This window comes from Plantibacter sp. PA-3-X8 (genome assembly GCF_003856975.1).
Classification (GTDB): Bacteria; Actinomycetota; Actinomycetes; order Actinomycetales; family Microbacteriaceae; genus Plantibacter; species Plantibacter auratus.
The window spans coordinates 2,255,351-2,266,296 of sequence record NZ_CP033107.1; the positions used below are offsets into that span (position 1 = coordinate 2,255,351).

Annotated in this window: 12 protein-coding genes and 1 tRNA gene; 11 read left to right on the forward strand and 2 right to left on the reverse strand. The window is 69.2% G+C overall.

Annotation, left to right across the window (positions count from 1 at the left end):
* Positions 1-70: 70 nt before the first annotated feature.
* The 11 genes from EAO79_RS10695 (at position 71) to EAO79_RS10745 (ending at position 7,953) form a co-directional block, all read left to right on the forward strand.
* Positions 71-1,312 (forward strand): S8 family serine peptidase, encoded by a 1,242-nt coding sequence (locus tag EAO79_RS10695; protein ID WP_241160851.1) that lies wholly within the window; start codon positions 71-73, stop codon positions 1,310-1,312.
* A 66-nt stretch (positions 1,313-1,378) separates the two neighbouring features.
* Entirely contained in the window at positions 1,379-2,932 is a 1,554-nt protein-coding gene (locus EAO79_RS10700) for an NAD(P)/FAD-dependent oxidoreductase (RefSeq protein WP_124768966.1), read from the forward strand.
* Between the two features lie 102 nt (positions 2,933-3,034).
* A tRNA-Leu gene (locus EAO79_RS10705) sits at positions 3,035-3,108 on the forward strand.
* The gene (locus tag EAO79_RS10710; protein ID WP_124768967.1) at positions 3,084-3,722 is read left to right on the forward strand and encodes a hypothetical protein; all 639 of its coding nucleotides are present in this window, start codon (positions 3,084-3,086) and stop codon (positions 3,720-3,722) included. Before EAO79_RS10705 ends, EAO79_RS10710 begins: the two co-directional genes overlap by 25 nt.
* Before the next feature lie 8 nt (positions 3,723-3,730).
* Positions 3,731-4,960 (forward strand): NRAMP family divalent metal transporter, encoded by a 1,230-nt coding sequence (locus tag EAO79_RS10715; protein WP_079705478.1) that lies wholly within the window; start codon positions 3,731-3,733, stop codon positions 4,958-4,960.
* The gene (locus EAO79_RS10720) at positions 4,957-5,388 is read left to right on the forward strand and encodes a hypothetical protein (protein WP_241160852.1); all 432 of its coding nucleotides are present in this window, start codon (positions 4,957-4,959) and stop codon (positions 5,386-5,388) included. Before EAO79_RS10715 ends, EAO79_RS10720 begins: the two co-directional genes overlap by 4 nt.
* Complete coding sequence (locus tag EAO79_RS10725) at positions 5,375-5,722, forward strand: PRC-barrel domain containing protein (RefSeq protein WP_124768968.1); 348 nt, start codon at positions 5,375-5,377, stop codon at positions 5,720-5,722. The genes EAO79_RS10720 and EAO79_RS10725 overlap by 14 nt, the downstream gene beginning before the upstream one ends.
* Positions 5,723-5,888: 166 nt before the next feature.
* Positions 5,889-6,509, forward strand: a complete 621-nt coding sequence (locus EAO79_RS10730) for a CinA family protein (RefSeq protein ID WP_241160853.1) — start codon at positions 5,889-5,891, stop codon at positions 6,507-6,509.
* Between the two features lie 291 nt (positions 6,510-6,800).
* Positions 6,801-7,016, forward strand: coding sequence for an Lsr2 family protein (locus EAO79_RS10735; protein ID WP_064296464.1), 216 nt, complete (start codon positions 6,801-6,803; stop codon positions 7,014-7,016).
* 95 nt (positions 7,017-7,111) lie between these two features.
* Positions 7,112-7,366 carry a hypothetical protein gene (locus EAO79_RS10740; RefSeq protein WP_124768969.1) on the forward strand — a complete coding sequence of 85 codons (255 nt, stop codon included), beginning with the start codon at positions 7,112-7,114 and terminating at the stop codon, positions 7,364-7,366.
* A 275-nt stretch (positions 7,367-7,641) separates the two neighbouring features.
* A complete protein-coding gene (locus tag EAO79_RS10745) occupies positions 7,642-7,953 on the forward strand; it encodes a rhodanese-like domain-containing protein (RefSeq protein ID WP_064296463.1) in 312 nt (103 codons plus the stop codon).
* Positions 7,954-8,015: 62 nt separating this feature from the next.
* Here EAO79_RS10745 and EAO79_RS10750 read toward each other — a convergent pair whose 3' ends face one another.
* Positions 8,016-8,453: a hypothetical protein gene (locus EAO79_RS10750; RefSeq protein WP_124768970.1), complete on the reverse strand. Its 438-nt coding sequence runs from the start codon at positions 8,451-8,453 to the stop codon at positions 8,016-8,018.
* Positions 8,454-8,560: 107 nt separating this feature from the next.
* Entirely contained in the window at positions 8,561-10,756 is a 2,196-nt protein-coding gene (locus EAO79_RS10755; protein WP_124768971.1) for a hypothetical protein, read from the reverse strand.
* Positions 10,757-10,946 lie beyond the last annotated feature (190 nt).

Below are 10,946 nucleotides of genomic sequence, written 5' to 3' on the forward strand. Positions count from 1 at the left end.
GAGTGACGGTCCGCGACGCGGAGACCGTCGTCGTCCGCACGGCCTCCGAGGTGCGCTGTCGGCGCTGTCCGTGGTGCTCCTGGCGTTCCTGCTCGTGGGGACGCAGGCGCTCCCGGCGTCGGCGGACACGGTGCGCGACATGCAGTACTGGCTCGGCGACTACGGCTTCACGACGGCGTGGGAGACGACGAAGGGCGCCGGTGTCACCGTCGCCGTGATCGACACCGGCATCGCGAGCGGTCCTGCGGAGTTGACCGGTGCGGTCGCGGGTGGCGTCGACGTCTCCGGGCTCGGGAGTCCCGACGGCCGGACACCGGTGGGCTCCGAGGGGAGCGAGCACGGGACGTTGGTCGCCTCGATGATCGCCGGACGTGGTCGCACGGGCGGTGCCGGGGTCATCGGTGTGGCGCCAGAAGCGCGCCTGCTCTCCGTCTCGGTCGGGTTCGGCTCCGACGGGTCGGCCGTCGTCCCCTGGGACGATCAGATCGCGACCGCCGTCCGGTGGGCGGTGGACAACGGTGCGGACGTCATCAACATGTCGCTGACGCGCAACAGCCTCGACTGGCCGACGAGCTGGGACGACGCCTTCCTCTACGCCTTCTCGCACGACGTCGTCGTGGTGGCTGCAGCGGGCAACCGGGGGAGCGGGACGGTCGAGGTCGGTGCTCCGGCGACGATCCCGGGTGTGCTGACCGTCGCCGGTGTGGACCGCGCGGGGTCGGCGAGCTTCGACGCCTCGAGCCAGGGCATCACGATCGCCGTCGCTGCGCCGAGCGAGCAACTCGTCGGGGTGACGCCCGCCGGGTCCTACGTGCAGTGGCAGGGGACGAGCGGGGCGGCACCGATCGTCTCCGGACTCGTGGCCCTCGTCCGCTCCGCCTGGCCGGAGCTCAGCGCCGCCGACGCCATCAAGCGCGTGACGGCAACGGCGAAGCAGGTGGGCGACTCCGCACAGAGCCCCATCTACGGGGCAGGACTGATCGACGCCGCGAAGGCGGTCAGCGGTTCCGTCGGCCCGGCGGCGACCTCGCCGGAGCAGCAGCTGTCCGACTGGATCACGCTCTACCGACGGGCCCCGCAGGCCCCCGATCCCGATCCGGGTGCCGAGCAGCCGTCGCCGACACCGGAGCCGGTACCCCCGGCGATCCCGGAGAACGAGGCCGTCGAGGTGCGCGCCAACCCGTTCCTCCCGACGCCGAGCACTCTGCTCTACGGCTCGCTGCCACTGGCGCTCCTCCTCGGAACTGGTAGCCTGGTCACGCTCGGTGTCATAGGCGCTACCAGGCATTTCAAGCGGGTGCTGCAGAAGTAGTACCCTGTTCCGATATTCTCAGACACTCATCTGAACCAATCGTCTTGACGTAGGAGATCGTTCGCCGTGCCCAAAATTCTGATCGTCGGTGGTGGTTACGCCGGGTTCTACACCGCATGGAAGCTCGAGAAGCAGCTTCGTCGTGGTGAGGCCGAAGTCACCATGGTCGACCCGCTGCCCTACATGACCTACCAGCCCTTCCTGCCGGAGGTCGCCGCCGGTTCCATCGAGCCGCGTCACGCGGTCGTCTCGCCGCGTCGCCACCTGAAGCACACCAACGTGATCACCGCCAAGGTCACGGGCATCAACCACGCCGAGAAGAAGGCGACCATCACGCCTGAGGTCGGTGAGCCCTGGGAGGCCGACTACGACATCATCGTCGTCACCGCCGGAGCCGTCTCCCGCACCTTCCCGATCCCCGGTGTCGCCGACACCGCGATCGGTCTCAAGACCATCGAAGAGGCCGTCGCGATCCGCGACCGCGTGCTCTCCAACTTCGACAAGGCCGCGAACCTGCCGGCCGGGCCCGAGCGCGACCGCCTCCTGACCTTCACGGTCGTCGGTGGCGGCTTCGCCGGTATCGAGGTCTTCGCCGAGCTGCGTTCGTTCGCGAGCTCGCTGCTGAAGTTCTACCCGCAGCTCTCCTTCGAGGACACGCACTTCCACCTCATCGAGGCCATGGGTCGCATCATGCCCGAGGTCAAGATCGAGACGAGCCACTGGGTCCTCAAGAACCTGGCCGAGCGCGGTGCGCTCGTGCACCTCGACACCCAGCTGCAGTCGGCTGTCGACGGCAAGATCGAGCTCTCGACCGGTGAGTCGTTCGAGTCCGACCTCATCGTCTGGACCGCCGGTGTCATGGCGAACCCGGGCGTCGTCCGCGGTGGCGACCTCCCCGTCGAGGAGCGCGGTCGCATCAAGACCCGCGCCGACCTCCGCGTCGGCACCGACGACGACATCGTCGAGGGCGCCTGGGCGGCCGGCGACGTCTCCGCCGTCCCCGACCTCAGCGGTGGTGGCGTCGGCGGGTTCTGCGTGCCGAACGCACAGCACGCCGTCCGTCAGGGCAAGCTCCTCGCGAAGAACATCACCGCGGTCCTCCGTGGCGAGGAGCCGAAGAACTACTTCCACAAGAACATGGGTGCGGTCGCCGGTCTCGGCATCGGCGTCGGTGTCTTCCAGTCCGGCAACCTCGCGATCAAGGGCCTCCCGGCCTGGTTCGCGCACCGTGGGTACCACGGGCTGGCCATGCCGAGCTTCGAGCGCAAGTTCCGCGTGTTCGGTGGCTGGTGGAACAACTTCTGGCTGGGACGCGACATCGTCTCCCTGTCGGCCGTGCAGAACCCGCGTGAGGCCTTCGAGACCTTCGCGTCGCGCCCGAAGCCCCCGGCAGACGCTGCGGCCCCCGCAGCAGCTCCGGCGGCTCCCGCAGCGGCTGAGAAGCCCGCTCGCAAGGCTCCCGTGAAGCGCAAGCCGAAGGCCGCCCCGGCCGAGGCCGCAGCGCCCGCTGCCGAGGCTCCTGCTGCCGAGGCTCCTGCTGCTGCTGCTGGCGCCCCGACCGGTGCCGACGACGAGCAGGCCTACGCGACGCCCGCTGAGGAAGTCAGCGCGAACAAGTAGTCCGGTGCGGAGCCCAGCTCCGTTCCTCGAGAGGCGCATGTCATCCGGTCCGCCGGGGCATGCGCCTCTCGGCGTTCGACGCCTCGATACGATGAGGTGCACGCCCCCGTAGCCCAACTGGCAGAGGCAGGCGACTTAAAATCGCCGCAGTGTGGGTTCGAACCCCACCGGGGGTACTGCCCCGGGCTCCGAGATCACGCGGATCCGGGAGGAGGACATCGCGTCCATCAGCGATGTCTCCTCCGGCGTCATCGAGCTTGTGTCAAGGGCGTTTGCGCTGCAGCGACGAAGGAGTACCGTCTGGCTGGTGAATCTGGATGTGAGACGTCGGAACATCGCGCGGGGTCGCTCGTCGGTCAGGGTCCGGGGCGGTGCCGTAGCCGTTGCCCTCGCCATGGTGGTGGTGTTGAGTGGCTGCTCGGGGGGTGCGGTCCCGGCGATCGGAGCGGCGGCGGTGCAGCTTGATTCCGCCGTGCAGACGGCATCCCTTGCTCTCCAGCAGGCGGACGCCGACATCACCTTCACGCCCGTCGCGGAGACGACGCTTGAGAACGCGATCACCGAGGTAGACGACGTCTCGACGCAGCTGAGCGAGACTCCGGTTCAGACCGGCCGCGAGCAGGATGCGAAGCGTGAGGCCACGGCCGTGCTGCAGGACGCCGTCGCAGTCCTCGACGATGCCCGCACGGCACTCCAGGCCGGCGACGACCTCCCCGACACCGTGGAGCAGTTGCAGCAGACGGCGAAGCAGACGGCCGAACTCCGCGAGCGGTGGGAGCCGTTCTCGTGAGCGGTGTGATGAAGCGTGTTCTCGGTGTCGCGCTCGGTGTCCTCACCGCGATCGGTGGCTTCCTCGACATCGGAGACCTCGTCACCAACGCGGTCGTCGGCTCGAGGTTCGGGCTGTCGCTCGCCTGGGTGGTGCTCGTCGGCGTCGTCGGCATCTGCCTGTTCGCGCAGATGTCCGGGCGCGTCGCTGCGGTGAGTGGCCGGGCGACGTTCGAGATCATCCGGGAGCGCCTCGGGCCGAAAGCAGGGCTCGCCAACCTGAGCGCGTCGTTCCTCATCAACCTCCTCACGCTCACGGCCGAGATCGGCGGTATCGCCCTCGCTCTGCAGCTCGCGTCGAGCGTGTCTCCAGGCCTGTGGATCCCGGTCGCCGCGTTCGCCGTCTGGCTGGTGATCTGGCGGGTGAAGTTCTCGATCATGGAGAACGTCACCGGGCTCGTGGGCCTGTGCCTGATCGTGTTCGCCGTCGCCCTGTTCCTCCTCGGCCCTGACTGGTCGAAGCTCGCGGAGCAGGCGTTCGCGCCGTCCGTGCCGGGTTCCGAGTCGGCGGGCGCGTACTGGTACTACGCCGTCGCTCTCTTCGGAGCGGCGATGACACCTTACGAGGTGTTCTTCTTCTCCTCCGGTGCGGTCGAGGAGAAATGGACGAAGAAGGACATCGGGCAATCGCGCATCAACGTGCTCGTCGGGTTCCCCCTCGGCGGTGTGCTGTCGGTCGCGATCGCCGCCTGCGCCACCATCGTGCTGCTGCCCCGTGGGATCGAGGTGTCCTCGCTGTCGCAGATCGTCCTCCCGGTGGCGGAGGCCGGCGGCAAGCTCGCGGTCGCGTTCGTGATCGTCGGCATCGTCGCAGCGACGTTCGGCGCGGCCCTCGAGACGACCCTGTCGAGTGGCTACACGCTGGCGCAGTTCTTCGGCTGGTCGTGGGGCAAGTTCCGGAAGCCGGCGGAGGCGGCGCGGTTCCATGTCGCGATGATCGTCTGTCTGCTCGTCGGCCTCGCCGTTTTGGCGACCGGTGTCGACCCGATCCTCGTGACGGAGTACTCGGTGGTGTTCTCCGCGATCGCACTGCCGCTCACCTACTTACCGATCCTCATCGTGGCCAACGACGAGCAGTACATGGGCGATGCGCGCAACGGCAGGGTGACGAACGCGTTCGCGCTCGTCTATCTGGTGATCATCCTCGTCGCCTCGATCGCAGCCATCCCCCTGATGATCCTGACAGGAGCCGGAGCATGACCCGCCGATCCAAGCGCTTCGACGCACCATTGCCGGTGCTGGAACCGGCCGAACAGTACGCCGGACAGGTGCTCGACGCCCGGCTGCACCTCCTCGACCGGCAAGTACTCGACCGCGACGGTGTCCCGGTGCAGGTCGTCGACGACCTCGAACTCAGTGACGTCCCCTTCGGCGAGTCGATCCCTTCGGAAACGCCGGCGCCGGTCATCGAGTCGATCCTCAGCGGCCCCGTCCTCGGCACACGGATATTCGGCGGACGTCCGCCCTCGAGTCGGTTCCATCGCGTGTCGTGGGACCGGATCGCGGAGATCGGCATCGCGATACAACTCGGCGTGGCAGGCTCGACGCTCGATGTGACGTGGGTCGAGCGTTGGGTGCGCGACCGCATCATCTCTCGCATTCCCGGAGGCCACCATGATCCTGAGTGACGTCCTGCGCTCGCGCGTCCTCGACGACGAGGGGCGGTCGGTCGGTATCGTCATTGACGCCCGGTTCGTGCTCGACGGCGTCCCGCATGGCCCGCTCGCCGACGCGCGCTTGGTCGGCTTCATCGTCAGTCCCCACACCGGTAGCTCGTTCCTCGGCTACGAGCGCCACGACGACGGCCGGCCGGCGCTCATCGCCCGCATCCTTCGCTGGCACCACCGAGGCTCGTTCCTCGTGCACTGGGAGGACATTGCGCGCCTCGACGATACACGCGTCATCCTCCGTCCAGGCTACCGACGGATCTCACCGGCGCTGCTCGGCGCCCAGCCACGGTGAAGCTGCGGCAAGAGCCGTAACCGGGTGATGCCGTTCGAGCGCCAGGGGCGCTCAAGGTCGACCGAACAGTCCGAATCCGGTGTCGTGTCCGAGCAGGTGCTGCCCGGTGGGTCGTGAGCGGTCAAGGCCTTGGCGGTGCGTGTGGCCTGAAGTTAGCGTGCGAGGCATGGATCCGAAGGAGAACGCAGCACAGGGTGACGAGCTGACTGCGGTGCCGACACCTCACGAACTCGCCAGAGACGCGATGGACGGCTCCGCTATTCCCGTGGAGACCGTGGACAGTGCCGGCACGGAGAATTCGAGTGAGACACTCGCGGAACGCATAGCGGCCACCGCGCTGCAAGGGGGTATTCGTGTCGGTGTGGCCGAGTCTCTGACCAGTGGGGCGATCGCGTCGACGCTCGGCGCCGCGTCAGATGCAGGCGAGTGGTTCTCGGGTGGAATCGTGGCCTACCGACCCGAGGTGAAGTTCGACGTACTCGGTGTTCCGCCAGGCCCGGTCATCACCGCGACTGCCGCGCAGCGGATGGCGTCAGGGTGCGCGCGCGTGCTCGCAAGCACGGCGACTGTCGCGGTCACGGGCGCGGGGGGCCCGGGACCGCAGGAAGGGCAGCGCGCCGGAACCGTGTTCATCGCCGTCCGTACTGAGCACGACGAAACCGTGCAGCAGTGCTGGTTCCCGGGCGATCCGAGAACGGTCGTGATGAAGACCGTCGAGGCCGCTCTGGAACTGCTGGCGACCACCCTGGAGAACGCCGCCTCCGGGGCGTCCCGCTCCGCTGAGTGAGCAGCCCGGCTAGTCCCACCGGACGACGCCGATGTCCGCATATGAGTTGGCGTACTTCTGCCCTGTGGGCGCTCTGGACTACACGATCCTCATCCGGTTCCGAACCGCCAGATCATCTGAGTTCACCCTCCTCTCGCCGGGCGCAGGCATCGCTCAACGGCGCGTGATCATGCACCCCGACGAGCCCGTCCTGTTCGAGTTCACCACGATCCTCGATCCCACTCCGGTGCGGGTAGTCGTCCCCGCAGACGACGTGGACTACTGCCGCCACTCCCGTGGAAGGATGGACGCATGGCTACCCGCACGATCACGACGCTCGTCGACGACCTCGACGGTTCCGACATCCCTCGCGGGCTGGGGGAGACGGTCCGGTTCGGCATCGACGGCGAGAACTACGAGATCGACCTGACCGACGACAACGCGGCGGCACTGCGCGAGACCCTGGCGTCATACGTCGAGGCCGCACGACCCGTCATCGCATCGGCATCGCTCCGCCGGCTGCACTGAGCGGTCGCCCGCACGGCGGTCGTACCCCACAGCACGTTCGCCCCGATCCTGCAAGGGTCCCTGCCGGGCGTGGGGGCGCGACTAGCGTGCTCAGCATGAGTACTCCGAGCGACCACGACCACGCCCTGAACGACGACGGGCAGACGAGCAAAGACCGCACGTACAGCCCCTCCAGCGAGGCGGAGACGGCGGCCAAGCAGGACGACGGGCAGCCCGTCGTCCGTGATCCCGACATCGCCTCCGGCATGATCAACGTCGCCCCCGGGACCGGTGGTCCGGACGACACCGGCGACGTCGACGTCGACCCGGGTGAGCTCCACATCCCTCGCGATCCCGACAGCGCGCACTGAGACAACGATGCCTCGAGCGTTGACCCCCGAACGGGGTGCACGAAACGCACGACGCGAACGCGACACGGCGGTGTTGCGTCACGCGAGGTGCCTCCCGTCCGCTACCTTCGAGGTGGGGGCGTCACCCGTGAGCCGGTCCCGGAAGCCGCAAGCTTCTTGGTCGACCGGTTGCTAGACGCCTCAAGTGAGGGCGAGGTATTCGGGTTACCTCGCCCTCACGCTTGCCCGCTGCATCTTCCGGCCCGGCCGTACGTCCTCGACGGTAGGCTGAAACGATGCAGGAGATCACCCCAACCGAACTGAGCAAGCTCGAGCAGGCCGTCATCATCGACGTCCGCGAAGCCGACGAGGTCGCCGTCGCCAGCGTGCCCGGTGCCCGGCACCTGCCGATGTCGTCCTTCCTCGACCACCTCGACGAGGTGCCCCGCGAAGAGACCGTGTACGTGATGTGTCACTCCGGCGGCCGCAGTGCCCGGGTCACGGGCTACCTCGAACAGCAGGGGTATGACGCCGTGAACGTCACCGGGGGCATCTCCGAGTGGGCCGCCAGCGGCCTGCCGGTCGAGCGTCCTGCCGACGCCGGCTGATTCGTCCCCGACGAGCGGATCGCGATCGTCGCGCGCCGTGCCGTGCGGTGCGGGCGATCGGATCAGCGCCGCTTGCGTCTCGCGATCTCGTCCGCGAGCTGCTGCACCAGGGCGGGGTCCGCGTCGCGCGCGAGGGCGACGTAGTGGTCCATGACGTCCGGGCGGTAGCGCACGGGCAACGTCTGTCCGGGGGCGAGTCGAGTGAGCTCCGTGATCGTGAAGCTCTCGTCGGCGATCCCGCGGAATGAGCGGCCGTCGGCGGTCTCCACGTCGAGCATCAGGACCAGGCGTGGATTGTTGTTGACCTCCCGCCAATCGACGAGGACACCGAGCGCCAGCGTCCCGGTCCGCAGTTCGGCGTTCCGCTTGCGAGCATCTCCGCTGAGGACCGGATTCGGGGCGACGCCGGGGAATGCGGGCCCGGCGCCCAGTGCTTCCCGACTCAGGTCAGGCCTGAGCTGCGCCATGAGATCGTCGAGCTTCCTCTTCGAGCCGAACATCCCGCACCCTCCCGCACCTCGGCACCGGGTTCTCGACCCGGTGTGTGGCCTTCACCGCGATTGTAGGCCAGGGCCGTTCGCGACCGCCGTCGCCGGAGGAGTCTGGCCTAGCGCGCGTCGATGAGCGGCCGGAGGTGACGGTTCCAGGCCCACGTCCCAGCTCCGACCGCCGCGAAGGCGAGCGACCCCAGCAGGAGTCCGACGAGCGTGTCACCCGCACCCGGAACCGTCGCCGTCGGGCCCAGGAGTCCGAACAGCAGTGTGAATCCCACGAACGCGCTGCCGAGCCACACCGGCCTCGACCAGGCGAGGATGGCGCGTCCACCGAGCGGCCCGAGGGGGAGGAGTGCGATCGACGCGGATCCGATCCCCGCGATCGCGGTCAGGTTCACGGCCTCGACGAGCATCGCGCCCACGCCGCTGCTCGGCTCGCCGGCCAGCGCCGACACGAGCCAGGCGATCGAACCGAGCCCGGCGGCCGCAGCGATCCGGGCCAGCGCGAGGCGGCCCGCGATGCGTGGTGTGATGGCGCCGCAATCGGTCTCCGCCGAGGATGTCGAGCCGGCTTCATGCGTTTCGGGTCTCCGTGTGGGTCGGAGTTCGGTCAGTAGCGCGAAGAGCAGAGCCGGCTGCAGGGCCAGGAGGCGTGAGAGCGCGGTGACGACACCGACCGCCACCAGTCCGCCGACACGGACGCTGACGCGCATCGAGCCCAGCCTGGCTCGGCGTGCGACGACGAGCTGCGCGAGGAGGCCCACGACGTTGATCGCGACCACGGCGATGAGTGAGGCGAACCACAGCCGGAGGTACGCCGGCTGACCGGTCACCGGGTGCGCGAACATGAGGATGCCTGCCGCGAGCACGGCGGTGACGACGGCCATCGCCGTGCGACTCGGGAGCGGGACCGACGGGACCCGCTCGAACTCGTCCCTCGGTCGGTTGCGCCCGGTCACCGCTGCACGACGACGGTCGGCGATCGTGGCGCGCCAGGGGGCGATGGAGGTAGCGAGGAGTCGGGCCGGGATCGCGATGAGCGCCACCGCCGCGAGGGCGAGGAGTGCGGCGAGCCACCAGACCGGCTGGCCGCGTCCGTCGATCGTGGAGGCGAGGGTTTGCGTGAACGGCGTCGTCCCTGACCAGAGTCCGCCACCACCGGTGGGTGGAGCGGCGCCTGGTGCCGGTTCGCCGCTCGGCGACGGGGTCGGCTGCTGCGTCCCCGGAGCGGGTGTCCCCGGCGCGGGCGCGGGCTCGGTGCCGTCGGACGGCGATGGGGAGGCGGACGGTGCCGGCGTGGCGGGCGCGGCCGATGCGTCGCCGAACGTCAGGGTGATCGCCGTACTCCCCCCGCTCGTGTTGCCCGCGGCATCCTGTTGGATCGCGAGGACGACGTGCGCGCCCTCCGGTACGCCCCCGCCCGAGCAACTCCACACGCCACCGGTGACGACCGCCGTGCAGACCGACGTCGAGTCGGCGAAGACGGTGACGGTCGCGCCCTCCTCGCCGGTGCCGGCGTAGCTTGCCGCCGAGGTCGGCATCGCCTGTCCGGCCGTCGGTGAGGACATGACAGGCGGGGCCGGAGCGTCGCGGTCGATGGTGAGCACGACCGGGGCGGACGCGTCGGAGCGCTGAGTGCCGCTGAACGAAGCCTGCTGCGTCGCCGTCACGGAGACGTCGCCGGCCGGCAGCGGCTCGCCCAGCACGCAGAACCAGCTTCCGGAGCTGTCCGCCGCGAAACTGCAGGTGGCACCGGAGTCGGCGCGGACCGTCACCGTCGCTCCGGGGTGGGCGGTGCCGCGGACGCCGCCGTTGCTCGGCGTCCCCTCCGTGATGGTGGGCGGGCCGAGCGCGGACACGGAGATCTGCGCGGAGAGCGTCTCCGGGCCGCCGACCTCGACGGCGGTGATGAGCAGTCCGCCGCCGTCTGGCAGGTCGATCGAGCAGGACCACTCGGTGCTGTCGTCCTGCGGCAGGATGCAGACCGGCTCGAGACCGTCGCCGACCTGCAGCTGGACCCCCGTGCCGGCGTCCTTCGTCCCGGTGACCGTGGTGCTGCCGCTGCCGATGAAGGAACCGGAATCGGGGCTCGTGATGGTCGGCCCGTCGAGCGGCGGTGGGGTCGGCGTCGCAGCGCTCTCGCTCGGGGTGGGGAGCGGTTCGGGCGTCGCCGATGCAGGGCCTGCGACGGTCGTCGTCCAGAGTCCGGCCGAGAGGAAGACGGCGAGGAGGATCGCGACGCGTCCGATCGAGCGATTCGATCGGACTCCTGTTACTGCGCGCGCGTGTTCCCCGGTCACCGTCTCCATTCCCCCAAGATCACTGCGGGAAGTCAACCTCCCGCGCCAGATCGGGTCACATTCTCGGCCGATCCGCACGGGAAAACCGTCGCGACAGGTGCGCTCGGGCCGGCGGTCCGCCATACTTGCGCGACTGGGTCATCCGTCCCAGTCGAATCGACCGCGATGGAGCGGTACGACCCGTAGGCGCCCCGGGAAG

Coding starts and splice junctions, on each gene's coding strand:
- EAO79_RS10715 (WP_079705478.1), top strand. CDS start 3,731: ATGAAGCGTGTTCTCGGTGTCGCGCTCGGTGTCCTCACCGCGATCGGT.
- EAO79_RS10720 (WP_241160852.1), top strand. CDS start 4,957: ATGACCCGCCGATCCAAGCGCTTCGACGCACCATTGCCGGTGCTGGAA.
- EAO79_RS10725 (WP_124768968.1), top strand. CDS start 5,375: ATGATCCTGAGTGACGTCCTGCGCTCGCGCGTCCTCGACGACGAGGGG.
- EAO79_RS10730 (WP_241160853.1), top strand. CDS start 5,889: ATGGATCCGAAGGAGAACGCAGCACAGGGTGACGAGCTGACTGCGGTG.
- EAO79_RS10735 (WP_064296464.1), top strand. CDS start 6,801: ATGGCTACCCGCACGATCACGACGCTCGTCGACGACCTCGACGGTTCC.
- EAO79_RS10740 (WP_124768969.1), top strand. CDS start 7,112: ATGAGTACTCCGAGCGACCACGACCACGCCCTGAACGACGACGGGCAG.
- EAO79_RS10745 (WP_064296463.1), top strand. CDS start 7,642: ATGCAGGAGATCACCCCAACCGAACTGAGCAAGCTCGAGCAGGCCGTC.
- EAO79_RS10750 (WP_124768970.1), bottom strand. CDS start 8,453: ATGTTCGGCTCGAAGAGGAAGCTCGACGATCTCATGGCGCAGCTCAGG.
- EAO79_RS10755 (WP_124768971.1), bottom strand. CDS start 10,756: ATGGAGACGGTGACCGGGGAACACGCGCGCGCAGTAACAGGAGTCCGA.